Raw genomic sequence first — 17,200 nt, 5'->3', positions numbered from 1 at the left:
AGAAGTATGGCTGATAACGACGACAAGCGCACGGACGACACTGGCGCCAAGAAGACGCTGACACTCAAGGGGGGCCCGGGTCTGGGCAATCGCCCCGGCATGTCGCGTGGACCGTCGCGCAGCACAGTGGTCGTCGAGAAGCGCACCCGCCGCGTCCCCACGCCGGGTGCTCCCAGTGGTGTGCCGCAACGCCCGCAATCGTCGGGTGCGCCAAGCCAGGGGCGTCCGCCTCAGGGCCGCCCTGCACCCCAGCAGCGGGCGCCGCTCGGCCTGTCCGCCGCGGAATCGGAGGCCCGTCGCCAGGCCCTGGCGCTGGCCGCTGCCCGCCAGAGCGAGGATCGTGAGCGCTTTGCCGCCGAAGAGGCCCGCCGCATCGAAGAAGATGCGCGCCGCCGCCAGATTCGCGAGGAAGCTGCACGTCAGGAAGAAGAACGCCGCCAGGCCACCGAGGCCGAAGCGGGTCCTGTAACGACCCCTGCCCCCGTGGCCGAGCCGCAGCCGGAAGAGCCTGCGGCCCCGCAGGCGGAAGCCGCGCCGGCCTATACTCCGGCCTCCCAGCGCAATGCCGGCCCCTCAAGCGTGCGTGTCGTAGCGGGCCGCCCAGGCCAGCCGCCGCGCCCGCCCCGGGCCGAACGGCCCAGCAATACGCGCCCTGAAAACGAACGCGGTGCCAATGCGCTGATTCGTCCGGGCACCGCTGGCGCCCGTCCTGGTGCTCCCGGCGCTCGTCCTTCGGGCACTGCCGGCCGCCCGGCCGGCGAACGCCGTCCGGCTGGTGCCGGCATGGCCCCGATCGGCAATGTGCCCCCTGCCCCGCCCAGCGAGGCCGATGGCCGCAAGATCCGGACCGGCGCGCCCGTTACCCGGCCGACCTCGGAAGCCGAGCTCGAAAATGCCCGCCGCGCCTCGCGCGCTGCGCCCGAGCGCCCGGTTCGCCGTAACGATGAGGGCAATGCCCGCGGCCGCCTGACCGTTGCCAGCGCCACGACAGAGAGCGATCGCGATCGCGGTCCCTCGCTGGCCGCCATGCGCCGCCGCCGCGACAAGAAGATGGGCCGCAACCAGCAGACCGCGCCCAAGCTCAGCCGCGAAGTGACCATTCCGGAAGCCATCACGGTGGGCGAGCTGGCCAACCGCATGGCCGAACGCTCCGTTACCGTCATCAAGATGCTGATGGCGCAGGGCCAGATGGCCACGATCAACGATGTGCTCGATGCCGATACGGCCGAGCTGATCGCGGCCGAACTGGGCCATACGGTCAAGCGCGTTTCCGATGCGGACGTCGAAGAAGGTCTCTATGACATCCCGGCCGACGACAAGGCCGAGGATCTGACCGATCGTGCGCCGGTGGTGACCATTATGGGTCACGTCGACCACGGCAAGACCAGCCTGCTCGACGCGATCCGCGAGGCCAATGTCGTTTCCGGCGAAGCCGGCGGCATTACCCAGCATATCGGCGCCTATCAGGTCGAAAAGAACGGTCACAAGATCACCTTCCTTGACACCCCGGGCCACGAGGCGTTCACCGCCATGCGTGCCCGCGGCGCCCAGGCGACCGATATCGCGGTGCTGGTGGTGGCGGCCGATGACGGCGTGATGCCCCAGACCATCGAATCCATCAAGCATGCCAAGGCGGCTGGGGTTCCGATCATCGTGGCCATCAACAAGATGGACAAGCCCGAAGCCAATCCGACCCGCGTTCGCACCGAGCTGCTGCAGCACGAAGTGTTCGTGGAATCGATGGGCGGCGACGTACTCGACGTGGAAGTGTCGGCCAAGACCCAGGCGGGTCTCGACAAGCTGCTCGAAACCATTCTGCTGCAGGCCGAAGTGCTCGAACTGCGCGTGGCCCGCGACGGCCGTGCCGAAGGTCTGGTCATCGAAGCCAAGCTCGATCGCGGCCGCGGTGCGGTGGCGACGGTGCTGGTGCAGCGCGGTACCCTCCATGTCGGCGACATTCTCGTTGCCGGCACCGAATTTGCCCGCGTCCGCGCCCTGATCAATGACAAGGGCGAGCAGGTCAAGGAAGCCGGTCCCTCCATTCCGGTGGAAGTGCTTGGCTTTACCGGTGTGCCGAGCGCGGGCGACCGCTTCTCGGTGGTGGAAACCGAAGCCCGTGCCCGCGAGGTCACCGAATATCGTCAGCGCGCCATCCGTGAAAAGACGGCCGGGGGCGGTGCGACGAGCCTTGAGCAGATGATGAATCAGCTCAAGATCGCCGGCATCTCCAAGTTCCCGCTGATCATCAAGGGCGACGTGCAGGGTTCGGTTGAAGCCATCGTTGCTTCGCTCAACAAGCTCTCGACCGACGAAGTGTCGGCGCAGATCCTGATGAGCGGGGTGGGCGGCATCACCGAATCGGACGTGACCCTGGCGGCGGCGTCCAATGCCATCGTCATCGGCTTCAACGTGCGCGCCAACAAGCAGGCCCAGGATCTGGCGACCCGCGACGGCATCGAGATCCGCTATTACAACATCATCTACGATCTCGTGGATGACGTGAAATCGGCGATGAGCGGCCTGCTCAAGCCCGAGCGCCGCGAAACCTTCATCGGTTATGCCGAGATCCTGGAAGTCTTCTCGATCACCAAGGTCGGCAAGGTCGCCGGTTGCCGGGTCACCGAGGGCATTGTGGAACGCGGCGCCGGCGTGCGCCTGCTGCGCGACAACGTCGTCATCCACGAAGGCAAGCTCAAGACGCTCAAGCGCTTCAAGGACGAAGTCAAGGAAGTGCAGATGGGCCAGGAATGCGGCATGGCCTTCGAAAACTACGAAGACATCCGCCAGGGCGACGTCATCGAATGCTTCCGCGTCGAAACGGTGCAGCGGACGCTGTAAGGCGCGAGCGGCAGACACGATATAGCAAAGGGCGTGGCCAACCGGCTGCGCCCTTTCTCATTTGGGATGGCGCCAATGACCAAGCTGGTCCTTATCCGGCACAGCATGCCGCTGATCGATTCAGCACGGCCCGCCCAAGATTGGGTGCTCAGTGCAGAAGGCCACGCGGCGGCGGTCGTGCTTGCCGAACGGCTGACCGATCGGGGAATAGCCGCAATGGTCTCCAGCGACGAGCCAAAGGCCCGCCAAACCGGCGAGGCGATCGCCGCCGCTTTGCGGCTGCCGCTCACCCTGGACAGAGACCTGCGCGAGCATGAGCGGGCAAATACAGGCTATCTGCCAAGGCCCGAATTCGAGGCAAGCATCGCCCGGTTCTTTGCCCAGCCCGAAGAGCTGGTTTTCGGCGAAGAGACGGCGGACCAGGTCTTCGAGCGCTTTTCGGGTGCGGTAAGGCGCGGTCTGGAGCCAGGCCACGGCACTGTCGCTCTGGTCACGCATGGCACGGCGCTGACCCTCTACCTCGCCCGCACGATCGGCATTGCTCCGCTCCCATTCTGGCGCTCGTTGACCCTTCCAATGGCGATAGAGGTTGAAGGCGCAGCGTTGGATATCCTCTAGCGGAGCCCGGCTCCCGCCCCAAAACCAAAAGACCCGGCTCTTTCGAGCCGGGTCTTCTCTGTAATTTTCCGGGCCATTGTCGCGGCAGCGGCAATCTTTTTTTCGGTGACTACGGATTCCGAAACAAGGATCCCCGCTGTCGCGATAATGGCCCGAATGCGGAGCTTAATTGATCACCGTGACGCGCGTGCCGGTGGGGACGCGGGCATAAAGATCGAGGATGTCCTGGTTCATCAGGCGGATGCAGCCCGAGGAAACATTGGTGCCGATGGTATAGGGCTCGGTCGTGCCATGCAGGCGGAAGAGCGTGTCCCGGCCGCCCTTATAGAGATAGAGGGCACGCGGGCCGAGCGGATTGGTGGGGCCGCCTTCCATGCCGCCGGCATAGGGACCGTAGCGGTCGGGCTCGCGCTTGATCATGGACTGGGTGGGCGTCCAGCGCGGCCACTGGGCCTTGCGGCCGATCGTGGCAGTGCCGCGGAACACCAGGGCTTCGCTCTTGCCGACACCGATGCCATAGCGCAGCGCGCGGCCGCCTTCGAGCACCAGGTAGAGGAAGCGAGCGGGGGTATCGACGACGATGGTGCCAACGGGCTCGGAGGTGATGTAGGGAACCTCCTGGCGCCACCATTGCGGATCGACGCGGCGCAGGTCCATCGCGGCAATCGGGAAGGGTTCGTTATAAACGGGGCCATACATGGCCTGGTAATAGGGATCGATGCGGGGCTCTTCGACCACCGGGGCGCGCGATGTGGTGCAGGCGGCCAGAGCGAGGGGCATACCGATCATAAACAAACGGCGATTGAGCACAGCGAATCCTATGGGGCAACGCAATAAGGTTTGAATTAGCAATGACCTATGCAGACAAAGCTGAGTTGCATAGTGCAGGAAAGCATCACTTGCCGAACGGCGTGCGAGGCTTCCGGTTCCTCTCAGCAAAGTGAAGGACTTATGCTTGTGGCAAAGTTACCACAAAAGCGAAAAGGCCCGGAATATCCGGGCCTTTCCTGATTCCGTAACGAGCCGGATTACTCGGCAGCGGCTTCTTCGGTCTTGATTTCCTTGCCGGTCGCCTGGTCGACGACCTTCATGGAGAGGCGGACCTTGCCGCGCTCGTCAAAGCCCAAGAGCTTGACCCAGACCTTGTCGCCTTCCTTGACCACGTCGGTGGTCTTGGCAACGCGCTGATCGGCCAGCTGGGAGATGTGCACCAGGCCGTCCTTGGCGCCGAAGAAGTTGACGAAGGCGCCGAAATCGGCGGTCTTGACGACGGTGCCCTGATAGATGGCACCCACTTCGGCTTCGTCGGTGATCGAGCGGATCCACTTGATGGCCGCTTCGATCTGGCTGCCGTCGGACGATGCGATCTTGATCGTACCGTCATCCTCGATATTGATCTTGGCGCCGGTCTTTTCGACGATCTCGCGGATCACCTTGCCGCCGGTGCCGATCACTTCGCGGATCTTTTCGGTCGGGATCTTCATGGTTTCGATGCGGGGAGCGAACTCGCCCACTTCGCCACGGCTGGCCGAGATGGCCTTGGCCATTTCACCCAGGATGTGGATACGGCCGTCCTTGGCCTGGCCAAGGGCGATCTGCATGATCTGCTCGGTGATGCCGGCGATCTTGATATCCATCTGCAGCGAGGTGATGCCCTGGTCGGTACCGGCAACCTTGAAGTCCATGTCGCCCAGGTGATCTTCGTCACCCAGGATGTCGCTGAGAACGGCGAACTTTTCGCCTTCCAGGATCAGGCCCATGGCGATACCAGCCACCGGACGCGCCATCGGCACGCCGGCATCCATCAGCGCCAGCGAGGTGCCGCAGACGGTCGCCATCGAGGACGAACCGTTGGATTCGGTGATCTCGGAGACGATACGGATGGTGTAGGGGAATTCCTCGACCGAGGGGCGGATCGGGTTGATCGCACGCCAGGCGAGCTTGCCATGGCCGATTTCGCGACGGCCGGGCGACCCCATGCGGCCAGCTTCACCCACCGAATAGGGAGGGAAGTTGTAGTGCAGCAGGAAGTTCTGCTTCTGGGTGCCTTCGAGCGAGTCGATGAACTGCTCGTCTTCGCCGGTGCCCAGCGTGGCAACAACCAGCGCCTGGGTTTCGCCGCGGGTGAACAGCGCCGAACCATGGGTGCGGGGCAGAACGCCAACTTCGGAAACGATCGGGCGAACGGTCTTGAGATCGCGGCCATCGATGCGGAAACCGGTGTCGAGCACGTTCCAGCGCACGACCTTGGCCTGCAGGTGCTTGAACACGGCGCCAACGTCTTCGGCCGAGAGTTCGCCAGCTTCGACGCGGGCGGCGAAATGCGCCTTGGCCGTGGCCTTGACGGCGTCGACGGCAGCGTAGCGCTCTTCCTTCTTGGTCAGCTTATAGGCAGCGCGCAGATCGGCTTCGACGACGGCGAGCATTTCGGTTTCGATTGCCGAATGATCTTCCGGCTCGAAATCGCGGGCGTCCTTGGCGGCGAGTTCAGCCAGCTTGATGATGGCTTCGATGACCTTGCCGCTTTCGGCATGGCCGAACATGACGGCACCCAGCATGATTTCTTCGCTGAGTTCCTTGGCTTCCGATTCAACCATCAACACGGCGTCGGCGGTGCCGGCCATGACCAGGTCAAGCTTGCTATCAGCGCGGCGGTCGACGGGCAGGTTCAGCACATATTCGCCATCGACATAACCGACGCGGGCGGCGCCGATCGGGCCCATGAAGGGCACGCCCGAAATAGTGAGGGCGGCGGAGGCCGCGACCATCGAGAGCACGTCCGGATTGTTCTCCATGTCGTGCTGGAGAACAGTCACGATGACCTGGGTCTCGTTCTTGTAGCCATCAGGGAAGAGGGGGCGGATCGGGCGGTCGATGAGGCGCGAGATCAGCGTCTCGGCTTCGGTCGGGCGGCCTTCGCGCTTGAAGTAACCACCGGGGATCTTGCCGGCGGCGAAGTACTTTTCCTGGTAGTTCACGGTCAGCGGGAAGAAGTCGATGCCCGGCTTGGGCGACTTGGCGCTGACAACTGTGGCGAGGACAACGGTTTCACCGAGCGTCGCCAGCACAGCGCCATCGGCCTGGCGGGCGATCTTGCCGGTTTCCAGCGTCAGGGGCTGACCGCCCCAGTTGAGCTCGACCTTGTGGTAGTCGAAATCGATAGTCATCTTGGTATCGTCTTTCCATTCTGCCGGTTGAGCGGGAACGCGAGGGGCGTAGCAAACCCACGCGAACTCAATCCGGTGTGCCCGCACCCCATCCGCACCCCATGTGCGTAAAAGGCTCAAAATCAGGCACTGTTTTTACAGCTGGCTAGGACGAAACATGGGCAAGACAACAAGCAGCTCCCCTGTTGGATCGGGCGCCGCAGGACAACAAAACCAGGAGCTGATTTTGCAGCGTGCGGCATGAGGAGCGGCCAATAATCCTGCCATGCTCCGGCTCTCGCCGGTCTACGCTTGCGCCGCATTTCGGCGGCAAAAGGCGAATGCGGAGAAAAGACCCCGCATCCGCAAGTTGAATGCGCTCTTAGCGGCGCAGACCGAGCTTTTCGATCAGGGTCTTGTAGCGGGCTTCGTCGGACTTCTTGACATAGTCGAGCAGGCGGCGACGGAGCGAAACGAGCTTGAGCAGGCCGCGGCGGGAATGGTTGTCCTTGCCGTGATCCTTGAAGTGCTCGGTGAGGTTGGCAATGCGCTCGGAGAGGATGGCAACCTGCACTTCGGGCGAGCCGGTATCGTTCGGCTTGGTTGCATATTCCTGGATCAAAGCGGTCTTGCGCTCGGGCGTAATCGACATCGGAAATATCCTTTCAAAGGAGGATTGGGGTCGCCCCGGCCGGGATGTCGTCCAGGCGGGGCCGCTAACGCCCGGGGCCCAAAGGCCGCGAACTTGGGGCTGCATATAGGGCAAAGCGGGCAATAACGCCAGAATTTATTCCGAATCGGGTTCGGCGGCCGGGGCAGGGGCCAGAGCCGGGTCAATGCCGGCCAGGGGAATGGCAAAGCGCCATTCCATGCCATCGTCATGGCCGATGCGTTCTACCTGGGCGTCGAGCGCGCCGCCAACCATGGATTTGAGGACGGTGGTGCCAAAGCCCTTATGCTCGCTGGTCTCGATCTTGCGAGCGACCTTTTCCCGCCAGACCAGATCGAGCCTGTCGTCAACGCGATCCCAGGTGACCGACAGGTGCCCTTCATCGTCGAGGAAGGCGCCATATTTGACCGCATTGGTCGCCAGTTCGTGCATGGCCATGCCCAGGATCTGCGCGGCCTGGCCGTTGAGGCGAATGTCGGGGCCGGCAATGGTGACGCGCCCGGGCGCGGTAGGGCTGAACGGCTCGATGTGATGCTCGATCAATTCGGCCAGCAGGACCCCGGCCGTGCCGTGGGTGAGCAATAGGTCGGTGGAGCGGGCCAGGCCCAGAATGCGGCGCTCGAAGGCCTGCACGTAGCTGGGCAGGTCAGTGGCGCCGCGGGCGGTCTGCTTGGCCATGGCGGCGATAACCGTCATCTGGTTCTTGGAGCGATGGGCCAGCTCGCGCATGAGGAAACGCACTTCGCGCTCGGCGGCCTGGCGCGCCTCGGAAGCCTGTTCCAGCGCTTCGGACACTTCGGCGATTTCCGAAACCGGATAGGGCTTGGCGACGACCGGTTCGCCCGCGCCTAGCCGCCGCGCATCGCGGGCCAGACCCCGTACGGAACTGCCGATGCGCCGGCTGCCCCAGAACAGAGCCGCCAGGATCAGCCCGAGCAGCACAATGCCACCGGCGATCAGCAGCAGCACGGCAATCAGCAGGGGCTGGGAAATGCTCCAGACCGGCGCCCAGGCGACAAGCCGCCAGCCGGTCGTTCCCGAACGCTGGATCACGCCCAAAGCGGCGCCTTGCTTGGTGTCGAAATGCTGCCAGCCCAGGGCAAAACCCTGCGTCATGGCATTGAAGGGGGCAAAGACCTCGCCGGTGGCGCCGACGCCGGGCGTCGCGGCAATGATCCGCCCGTCATTGTCGAGCAGGGCGGTGTTCCAGCCCTCGGGCAGGCTATTGGAGGTGAGCGCGCCGGCGAAATTGCTGGCCGGCTGGTTGAGCGCGATCAGCTTGCGGCCATGGGGGCCCAGATCGACGGGCAGGAGAATATTGTAGACCCATTGCCTGGAGACGGCGCCCAGCAGCAGGTCGGTAACGACGATCTCGTTGCTCTCGAAGGCGCGCTCACTCGATTTCACGTCGCGCGTCACGCTGGAGGGGCTGTCGAACGGCTGGCGTGTGCTGGCGAAAGTGGTGAAGTCAGGATTGACGATGAAGAGATTGGCGCTGGTTTCGGCCAAAGCCAGCTTGCTGGTATCGTAGAAGGTCTCGAAATCGCCCATGCGCAGCAAGGGCGAGGCGGCGAGCACGCGGAGCGTGGTGACATTGGCGGCAATTTCACGCTCCATGGCCTGCACGATGGAGCGCGACGTGGCCACGATCAGCGTCTCGACCGTGCTCTCCTGGGCGACCTGGTTGCGCTGGATCAGAATGCCGGCGAACAGGAAGCTGGGCACAATGCCGACAAGCGCCAGAACCAGAAGGTAAAAGACGATCGAGCGGGATCCGGACCGGGGTTGGATATGGTTGGTTTCCGCCTTGGCCATGCACACCCGAAAATGCAGCGGCAGCAGGCGCACGATTCGTCCCACTTTGCCTTGAGGCAGCATAGGGGGTTTGGTCGGGGATGGGCAATCGTAAAGGCGGGGGACGGGTGCGGATGGGAAGAGGACGGAGGGGGGGATGCTCGAGGATTGGAGTACCCCCTCCTAGCCTCCCCCTGATAGGGGGAGGGATCTCTCCACTCTTGATGCTCGATCCAGTTCCAACCACAAGGCGGTCCCTCCCCCTATCAGGGGGAGGCTAGGAGGGGGTATCCCAACAAGAAAGCAAACAGGGGCTCCCACCCGCGCTGTGCGTAGCCTCAATATTTCGCGCTGGCGTCGCTGGCCGGAAAGCTTTCGTCCACGGCTTCGTCCTGTTCGTCCCAGTCCTTGGGGGAGCCGGCCTGGGCGTCCTTGCCGGCATTGCGGACCTGGACCGGGGAATCCTTGGGGCCGGGCTTTTTGCCGTCCCGCATGGCTGCAGCGGCGTCTTTTTTGGCCTTGGTCATGAAGACCTCCCTATTCCTAATTGCTCGCAGTACAATTCATGGGCCCTGGCGCTGGTTGCAGGGCTTTGAGTCTTGGGGCCGGCTCTGGTAAAGAGCGGCCATGACCGAGATATCAGCCAATACCAAGAAGCTTTTCATCAAGACCTATGGCTGTCAGATGAATGTCTATGACAGCGACAGGATGGCCGACGCCCTGGCGCCGCAAGGCTATGAGCCGACGGGCGACATTGCGCAGGCGGACCTCGTGCTGCTCAATACCTGCCATATCCGCGAAAAGGCGTCCGAGAAGGTCTTTTCCGAACTGGGCCGGCTCAAGGAATTGCAGAATGAGCGCCGGGCTTTGGGCGGCGACATGCTGATCGGGGTGGCGGGCTGCGTGGCGCAGGCCGAGGGCGAGGAAATCGCCCGGCGTGCGCCGGTGGTGGATATGGTATTCGGGCCGCAGGCCTATCACCGCCTGCCCGATATGCTGGCCCGCGCCGAGGCGCAGCGGCATATGCATCCGAGCCTCAAGCAGGCGGTGATCGACACCGACTTCCCCGAGGAAGACAAGTTCGACCACCTGCCGGCGGCAAAAAAGGAAGTGACCATCAAGCGCGGACTGACCGCGTTTCTGACCGTGCAGGAAGGCTGCGACAAGTTCTGCAGCTTCTGCGTGGTGCCCTATACGCGCGGGGCGGAAGTCAGCCGTCCGGTGAGCCAGGTCATCGCCGAGGCAAGGGGCCTGGTCGAGGCCGGGGTCAAGGAAATCACGCTATTGGGCCAGAACGTCAACGCCTATCACGGCGTCGACGGAGCGGGCCGGGCGGTGGGGCTGGGCGAACTGGCCTACCTACTGGCCGAAATTTCCGGGCTGGAACGGCTGCGCTATACGACCAGCCATCCGCGCGACATGGACGATGCGCTGATAGCAGCCCATCGCGATCTCGACATCCTGATGCCCTATCTGCATCTGCCGGTGCAATCGGGCAGCGACAGCATCCTCAAGGCGATGAACCGACGCCACACGGCGGCCGAATATATGAAGGTCATCGAGGCCATCAAGACGGCGCGGCCGGACATGGCGCTGTCGGGCGATTTCATCGTCGGCTTCCCGGGCGAGACCGATAGGGATTTCGAGGACACGCTCAGGATCATTGCCGATGTCGGCTATGCCTCGGCCTATTCGTTCAAATATTCGACCCGCCCGGGCACGCCGGGGGCCAATCTCGATGGCCAGGTCGCCGAGGAGATCAAGACCGAACGCCTTTACCGGCTGCAGGAACTGGTCAATAGCCAGACCACCGCCTTCCACGCCTCCTGCGTGGGCAAGGTGCTGCCGGTGCTGATCGAGCGGCCAGGCCGCATGCCGGGACAGGTGGGCGGACGCTCGCCATATCTGCAGGCTGTGCACCTGGAAGGATCAACGGACCTGATCGGGGCGATCCACCAGGTCGAGATTGTTGGCACCAGCACCAATTCGTTGGTGGGGCGGTTGAAAGTGGCGGTGGCGGCTTAGGGGGCACTGCTTGAGAACCGAAGCCGACACCCCACCGCTCCCACCAAATATTTGCGACGTGATGGGGCTGGGAACGGGTGGGCCGAAAGTAGCCGGGGAGCGCCGCCAGACCCGGTTATTTACCCATCGCCAGACCCTTGGCCCAACCGTGCCAATAGGCCGCGACCTCGGAGGTTTGCTTGATGATGCGGTCGGCGGCGGGCGGGGCAGGCCACAGGTCCAGCCGGTAAGTATCGACCGGGACCTCGGTGACATTGGTGTCCAGCTCGTTCGCGGCCTGCATCTTGCGGGCATGGTATCGCGCCCGATACGAGCCGGCCGGAACCGCCATGGGGGGGCCGCTATCGGCCGCCCATTCCGATAGGGCCACTTCGCCCTTGGGCGCCTGGCAGGAGACCTCGACAATTTCATCCCAGGTTTCATCAATGCCGGGATCGGTATCGAACAGATTGATGGTGAGGCCCACCTTGCCGGTATGCAGACCAGTGATCAGGAACAGGAGATCGGGCGCGCTGGCCCCACAGATGCCGTTGCTCTGACCGCGAAAGCAGTCCTCCATCGAGCCATTAAACTGACCGCCAAGCTCAAGATAGGCCTGACCATATTGCACACTGATATTTTGGCTGAACAGCGTCGTCACGGATTTCCCTCCCGGTCCTGCCGTTAGTTTCTCGCATTCATTTGCCCGCAAGCGCAAATTGCGCCCTTGGCAACGGCAGCAAGCGTCACAATATTGCTACAGACATGACGCGCAAATCGGCCTAGCGTCGGTCTTGTATTCGCGGTGCAAGCCCGCGCCGCGTCCCTTCAGGGAGCCACACCAGTTTGAGCAGGCATTTGTCACCGACCGCCGACAACGCACTCGCATCGCAACTCGAACTCGCTTTTGAAGACAATCGCCTGGCTGCCCAGCTTTATGGCGATTTCGACCAGAACCTGGCGCTGATCGAACAGCGGCTCAAGGTTTCGGCCACTCCCCGCGGCAATCATGTTCTGCTCAAAGGCGCGGCCTCCACGGTCGACCAGGCCAGGCGTGTGCTCGAATCGCTCTATGCCAGCCTTGAGGAAGGCCGCAGCGTCGACATTGCCGATGTCGATGCGGTGATCCGCATGATCGAGACCGAGGACAGCCAGCTGACCCTGCCGACGCTGGAGCGCAAGGGCAAGGTGCGCATGGCCCAGATCGCCACGCGCAAATCCACCATTGTCGCGCGCACGCCCGCCCAGGACGCCTATATGCGCGCCATGGAGCGGAGCGAATTGGTATTCGGGGTGGGGCCGGCCGGTACGGGCAAGACCTATCTGGCGGTGGCCCATGCGGCGTCGCTCCTCGAACGGGGCGATATCAACCGCATCATCCTGTCGCGTCCGGCCGTGGAAGCGGGCGAGCGGCTGGGCTTTCTACCGGGCGACATGAAGGAAAAGGTCGATCCCTATCTGCGCCCGCTCTATGACGCGCTCTATGACATGATGAAGCCGGAAAATGTCGAGCGCTGCATCACCTCGGGCATTATCGAAGTGGCGCCGCTTGCCTTCATGCGTGGCCGGACACTGGCCAATGCCGTGGTCATCCTCGATGAGGCACAGAATACCACATCGATGCAGATGAAGATGTTCCTGACCCGTCTGGGCGAGAACTCCAAGATGATCGTCACCGGCGATCCGACCCAGGTCGATCTGCCGCGCGGGGAGAAATCGGGGCTGGTCGAGGCGGTGCATCTGCTCGAAAAGGTCGAGGGCGTGCATATCAGCCGGTTCAGCGACAAGGATGTGGTGCGCCACGCCCTGGTGGGTCGTATCGTGCGGGCCTACGAGGCCGACACGGCCAAGAAACTGGCCGACAAGGCCTCCGAAGGACTGAGCCGCTGACCAATCCGCCGATCGATATTGCCATTATCCGCAATGATGAAAGCTGGCCGGAGGATTTCGATCCTCTGGCCGAACGCGCTGTTCTGGAGGCGCTCAAACATGCCAAGCCCAAGATCAAGGGGGCGGCGGAGCTGTCGATCCTGCTCACCGATGACGAAGAGCAGCATGAGCTCAACAAGCAATGGCGCGGCAAGGACAGCTCGACCAATGTCTTGAGCTTTCCCCAGATCGAGCCCTTCGGGCCGGTCATCGGCATATTGGGCGATATCACGCTGGCGCGCGAGACGCTGGAGCGGGAAGCGGCGGATCTGGGCAAGAGCCTTCCCGATCACTTCACCCACCTCATCGTGCATGGATTCCTGCATATTTTGGGGTATGATCATCTTACCGACGCCGAGGCCCTTCAAATGGAGGGCCTTGAAACCCAGATATTGGCGGCACTGGGGATAGACGACCCCTATGCCGATTAGCGCGGTGCCCCTATAGTTGCGGGCGCAGTTTCCCAAATGAGGACAGAAAGCCGCCCGTTTGGCGGCATGATGCAATGAACGATAGCGACAGTCTGGGCCACACAGCGCCCACCAATCCCGAGCCTCCTTCTAGTCCCGCCCCCGTTTCAACACGGGGGCCTTCGATCTGGAACCGCATCAAGGCCCTTCTGGCCTTGCGCACGGTTTCCCTGCGCGACGATCTCCAGGTCGCACTCGAAGAGCAGGGGAGCGCCGAAACCGCCGACTTTTCCGAAAGCGAGCGGACCATCCTGCAAAATGTGCTCAAGCTCTCCAATGTGTCGGTTGCCGACGTGATGGTGGAGCGCAGCGACATCCAGGCCATCGAAGCCGATGTCAATCTGGGCACGCTCCTGGCCAAATTCCGCGAAGTCGGCCATTCGCGGCTGCCCGTCTATGACGATGGGCTGGACAATATTTTGGGCTTCATCCACGTCAAGGACGCGCTGGGCAAGATCACCGAGCCGGTGACTGATCCGAGCAAGGACGTGCCGGTCAAGCTGGTTTCCACCGTGCTCAAGCAGAAGATCGGCAAATTCGATCTGATGCGCACGGCCATGTTCGTGCCCACCTTCATGCCGGTCGGTGATCTGCTGCAATCGATGCGTGCCTCGAGAGTCCATATGGCCATCGTGGTGGATGAATATGGCGGCACCGATGGCCTGGTTACCATCGAGGACCTGCTCGAAGCGGTGGTCGGGGAGATCGAGGACGAGCATGACGAGCTGGCCGCGGCTCTGATCCGCAAAGTGGGGATCGATACCTATATCGCCGATGCCCGCGCGGAGCTGAGTGATGTACGCACACTGATCGGGCCGGATTTCGACCCCGGCGAATTCGGCGAGGAAGTGGAAACCATTGGCGGGCTGGTGTTCGATCTGGCCGGCCATGTGCCCAAGCGGGGCGAGCGGGTCACACGGCTCGAAGGCTTTGAGTTCGAAATCCTTGCCGCCGACAGCCGCCGCATCAAGCGGCTGCGCATCCGCCGCAAGCGCCCGGAAGGAAGCGCCGAGCCCTTGGCGATCACCGACCAGCGCAGCGAGGCCGAGAAAGCCGCAGCGGAATAGAGAAAGGCCCGGAGTGATCCGGGCTTTTTGTTCCACCGCAGCGCGTGACCAAAAAACAAAAGGCCCAAGGATTGCTCCCTGGGCCTTTGGCTTGCTGCGTAACTGGTAAGACGCTCAGACCTGCTGAACGGCCTCAACGCCGGGGACGAAGTGGCGGAGCAGGTTTTCGATGCCGCTTTTGAGGGTGGCGGTGGAGGAGGGGCAACCGGAACATGCACCCTGCATGTGCAGGAAGACCGTACCTTCCTTGAAACCCTTGAAGGTGATGTCGCCGCCATCCATGGCAACGGCCGGCCGGACGCGTGTGGCCAGCAATTCCTTGATCACCTCGACGGTCTCGCTGTCTTCTTCCTCGAAGAATTCCTCGACTTCGTCGAAATCGGCGGCAGGGGCAGCACCCTCGGCGATGACGGGCTTGCCGGAGAGGAAGTGATCCATGATCACGCCCAGAATGGCCGGCTTGATATGGGCCCAATTGGTCTCGTCCTTGGTGACCGAGATAAAATCGGACCCCAGGAACACGCCGGTCACGCCGGAAATGGCAAACAGCCCGGTGGCCAGCGGGGACGCCGCGGCGGCATCGAGGCTGCGGAAATCGCGCGGTTCGCCAACCAGCACGTCGCGCCCGGGCAGGAATTTCAGGGTTGCCGGATTGGGCGTGGCTTCGGTCTGGATGAACATCGATCAGGTCCTCGGACGGGCACTTAGAACGCTTCTAAAATAGTCTTTTGAGCGCGGAGTGCAAGGCCAAACGCGCATCGCGACCATGCGCCGCGTTCACGGCGAAACCAATGGGCGATATGGCTTGATCCCATGATCCGCTTGTTTCGCTTTATCGGCCTTGTCGAAGGCATTACCACGCTGGCGCTGTTTCTGGTCGCCATGCCACTCAAATACTGGTTCGGCATGCCCGAGCTGGTGCGCCCGGTGGGCATGATCCACGGCCTGGCCTTCATCGCCTATATATTGGCGATGGTCTTTATCCTGCCGGGCCGGGGCTTTTCGGGCAAGGATTGGATGCGGACGACCATCGCCTCGTTCTTTCCCTTCGGGACCTTTCTCAATGACCCGTTTTTGAAGCGCAAGCAATTGGCCGATGAGGCGCGGATCGCCTGAGATTTCTGGCGTAGCCGCGCCATCCCTCAGCAGATCGCGATGATTTCCTCGTCGCTCATGCGGCCGGGGACGACGGTGAGCGGGATGGGCAGGGCATTGGCGCGGCTGGCGAAATGCATGACCAGCGGGCCCGGACCATCGGCCGATGTCGAGGCGGCGAGCACCAGAATGGCAATGTCGCGGTCCTGACCGATGACGGTTTCGATCTGCTCTGGGCCCTCGCCTTCACGGATCACCGATTCGACTTTGACATCGCCGATTTCCTTGAGGCGGGCGAGGCGCGCATCAAGATTGCGCTCGGCTTCTTCCACCGCCTCGGCGCGCAGCACATCTTCGACGCCCAGGCCGATAAATTCGGGCTTCTGCACCACGCTCATCAGCACCACGGTGCCGCCGGTGCGCTTGACGCGGAAGGCGGCAAAGGTCAGCGCCCGGTCGCATTCGGGCGTTTCATCGATGACGACCAGGAATTTCCGCCGGTATTCGGTATCGTACATGACGTTGGCTCGCGGTTAGCGGATGAAGCCGACAATATTGCGGATATCGGCCATGATGGGCTGGGCGATGGCGCGGGCCCGGTCGGCACCGCCGCGCAGGATCGTGTCCATTTCGCCGCGATCACTGACCAGCCGCTTCATTTCCTCGGCAATGGGGGCAAGCACGGCGACCGAAAGATCGGCGAGAGCCGGCTTGAACACGCCCCAGCCCTGGCCGCCGAATTCGGCCAGCACGTCATCGACAGTGCGATTGGAAAGGGCGGCATAAATGCCGACGAGGTTTTCCGCCTCCAGACGCCCGGCAAGGCCGGCGGCTTCGCTGGGCAGGGCTTCGGCATCGGTGGTGGCGCGCTTGATCTTTTTGGCGATGAGATCGGCATCGTCCATCATGTAGATGGTCGAGAGGTCCGAGGCATCGGACTTGCTCATCTTCTTGGAACCGTCCTTAAGCGATTTGACGCGCATGGCAGGGCCGGTGGCCAGGGTTTCCGTGATGGGGAAGAAATCGCCCTTGTGGCCCAGCGCCTTGATCTGCTTTTTGAAATCGTGATTGAACTTCTTGGCGATGTCGCGCGTCAGCTCGAGATGCTGTTTCTGATCTTCGCCCACCGGCACCCCGGTGGCCTTATAGAGCAGGATATCGGCGGCCATCAGTGAGGGATAAGCGAACAGACCCAGCGAGACATTCTCGCTGTTTTCGCCGGCCTTGTCCTTGAACTGGGTCATGCGCGCCATCCAGCCCATGCGGGCAACGCAATTGAAAATCCAGCTCAGCTCGGCATGTTCCATGACCTGGGACTGATTGAAAATGATCGACTTTTTGGTGTCGATACCGGCCGCGATATAGGCCGCAGCGATTTCATAGGTCCAGCGCTTGAGGTCTTCAGGCTCCTGCCACACGGTGATGGCATGCATGTCGACGACGCAATAGATCGTCTCATGGGTGTCCTGCAGCGGCACGAAACGGCGGATGGCGCCGAGATAATTGCCCAAATGCAGATCGCCCGAGGGCTTGATGCCGGAAAAGACGCGGGGAGTGAAAGCCATGAAG

At 62.7% G+C, this 17,200-nt stretch carries 16 protein-coding genes; 7 read left to right on the top strand and 9 right to left on the bottom strand.

Features of this window, described 5'->3' with window-relative positions:
- Positions 1–6: 6 nt before the first annotated feature.
- Positions 7–2,838 carry a translation initiation factor IF-2 gene (infB, locus tag QQL79_RS21340; protein ID WP_284394184.1) on the top strand — a complete coding sequence of 944 codons (2,832 nt, stop codon included), beginning with the start codon at positions 7–9 and terminating at the stop codon, positions 2,836–2,838.
- A 75-nt stretch (positions 2,839–2,913) separates the two neighbouring features.
- Positions 2,914–3,456, top strand: coding sequence for a histidine phosphatase family protein (locus tag QQL79_RS21335; RefSeq protein ID WP_284394181.1), 543 nt, complete (start codon positions 2,914–2,916; stop codon positions 3,454–3,456).
- Between the two features lie 165 nt (positions 3,457–3,621).
- Here QQL79_RS21335 and QQL79_RS21330 read toward each other — a convergent pair whose 3' ends face one another.
- From QQL79_RS21330 to QQL79_RS21310, 5 genes are all read right to left on the bottom strand, one after another.
- Positions 3,622–4,245, bottom strand: coding sequence for a L,D-transpeptidase (locus QQL79_RS21330; protein WP_370461280.1), 624 nt, complete (start codon positions 4,243–4,245; stop codon positions 3,622–3,624).
- Positions 4,246–4,484: 239 nt separating this feature from the next.
- A complete protein-coding gene (gene pnp / locus QQL79_RS21325) occupies positions 4,485–6,623 on the bottom strand; it encodes a polyribonucleotide nucleotidyltransferase (RefSeq protein ID WP_284394179.1) in 2,139 nt (712 codons plus the stop codon).
- A gap of 361 nt (positions 6,624–6,984) precedes the next feature.
- Positions 6,985–7,359: a 30S ribosomal protein S15 gene (gene rpsO, locus QQL79_RS21320; protein WP_284394176.1), complete on the bottom strand. Its 375-nt coding sequence runs from the start codon at positions 7,357–7,359 to the stop codon at positions 6,985–6,987.
- 30 nt (positions 7,360–7,389) lie between these two features.
- On the bottom strand, positions 7,390–9,120 hold the full coding sequence (locus tag QQL79_RS21315; RefSeq protein ID WP_284394174.1) for a sensor histidine kinase: 1,731 nt from the start codon (positions 9,118–9,120) through the stop codon (positions 7,390–7,392).
- A gap of 284 nt (positions 9,121–9,404) precedes the next feature.
- Positions 9,405–9,593 carry a hypothetical protein gene (locus tag QQL79_RS21310; protein WP_284394171.1) on the bottom strand — a complete coding sequence of 63 codons (189 nt, stop codon included), beginning with the start codon at positions 9,591–9,593 and terminating at the stop codon, positions 9,405–9,407.
- Positions 9,594–9,693: 100 nt separating this feature from the next.
- On the opposite strand from QQL79_RS21310, the gene miaB reads away from it, so the two are divergent.
- A complete protein-coding gene (gene miaB, locus QQL79_RS21305; protein WP_284394168.1) occupies positions 9,694–11,091 on the top strand; it encodes a tRNA (N6-isopentenyl adenosine(37)-C2)-methylthiotransferase MiaB in 1,398 nt (465 codons plus the stop codon).
- A 115-nt stretch (positions 11,092–11,206) separates the two neighbouring features.
- Here the strand turns inward: miaB and QQL79_RS21300 are convergent, their stop codons facing one another.
- Positions 11,207–11,731: a hypothetical protein gene (locus QQL79_RS21300; protein WP_284394167.1), complete on the bottom strand. Its 525-nt coding sequence runs from the start codon at positions 11,729–11,731 to the stop codon at positions 11,207–11,209.
- Between the two features lie 197 nt (positions 11,732–11,928).
- On the opposite strand from QQL79_RS21300, the gene QQL79_RS21295 reads away from it, so the two are divergent.
- From QQL79_RS21295 to QQL79_RS21285, 3 genes are all read left to right on the top strand, one after another.
- Positions 11,929–12,960: a PhoH family protein gene (locus tag QQL79_RS21295; RefSeq protein WP_284394166.1), complete on the top strand. Its 1,032-nt coding sequence runs from the start codon at positions 11,929–11,931 to the stop codon at positions 12,958–12,960.
- 11 nt (positions 12,961–12,971) lie between these two features.
- Positions 12,972–13,430, top strand: a complete 459-nt coding sequence (gene ybeY / locus QQL79_RS21290) for an rRNA maturation RNase YbeY (RefSeq protein WP_370461284.1) — start codon at positions 12,972–12,974, stop codon at positions 13,428–13,430.
- 74 nt (positions 13,431–13,504) lie between these two features.
- Positions 13,505–14,536 carry a hemolysin family protein gene (locus QQL79_RS21285; RefSeq protein ID WP_284394164.1) on the top strand — a complete coding sequence of 344 codons (1,032 nt, stop codon included), beginning with the start codon at positions 13,505–13,507 and terminating at the stop codon, positions 14,534–14,536.
- A 114-nt stretch (positions 14,537–14,650) separates the two neighbouring features.
- Here QQL79_RS21285 and QQL79_RS21280 read toward each other — a convergent pair whose 3' ends face one another.
- A complete protein-coding gene (locus QQL79_RS21280; protein WP_284394162.1) occupies positions 14,651–15,217 on the bottom strand; it encodes a NifU family protein in 567 nt (188 codons plus the stop codon).
- A 132-nt stretch (positions 15,218–15,349) separates the two neighbouring features.
- Between QQL79_RS21280 and QQL79_RS21275 the strand changes: the two genes are divergently transcribed.
- Positions 15,350–15,652, top strand: a complete 303-nt coding sequence (locus tag QQL79_RS21275; protein WP_284394160.1) for a DUF3817 domain-containing protein — start codon at positions 15,350–15,352, stop codon at positions 15,650–15,652.
- 26 nt (positions 15,653–15,678) lie between these two features.
- Here QQL79_RS21275 and QQL79_RS21270 read toward each other — a convergent pair whose 3' ends face one another.
- Together QQL79_RS21270 and trpS are read right to left on the bottom strand one after the other, a co-directional pair.
- Complete coding sequence (locus tag QQL79_RS21270; RefSeq protein WP_284394158.1) at positions 15,679–16,149, bottom strand: universal stress protein; 471 nt, start codon at positions 16,147–16,149, stop codon at positions 15,679–15,681.
- 15 nt (positions 16,150–16,164) lie between these two features.
- Entirely contained in the window at positions 16,165–17,196 is a 1,032-nt protein-coding gene (gene trpS, locus QQL79_RS21265; protein WP_284394157.1) for a tryptophan--tRNA ligase, read from the bottom strand.
- Positions 17,197–17,200: the final 4 nt, after the last annotated feature.

This window comes from Devosia yakushimensis (genome assembly GCF_030159855.1).
Classification (GTDB): domain Bacteria; phylum Pseudomonadota; class Alphaproteobacteria; order Rhizobiales; family Devosiaceae; genus Devosia; species Devosia yakushimensis.
The sequence above is the reverse complement of the archived record's forward strand: the minus strand, read 5'-3'. Positions and strand labels throughout refer to the sequence as shown.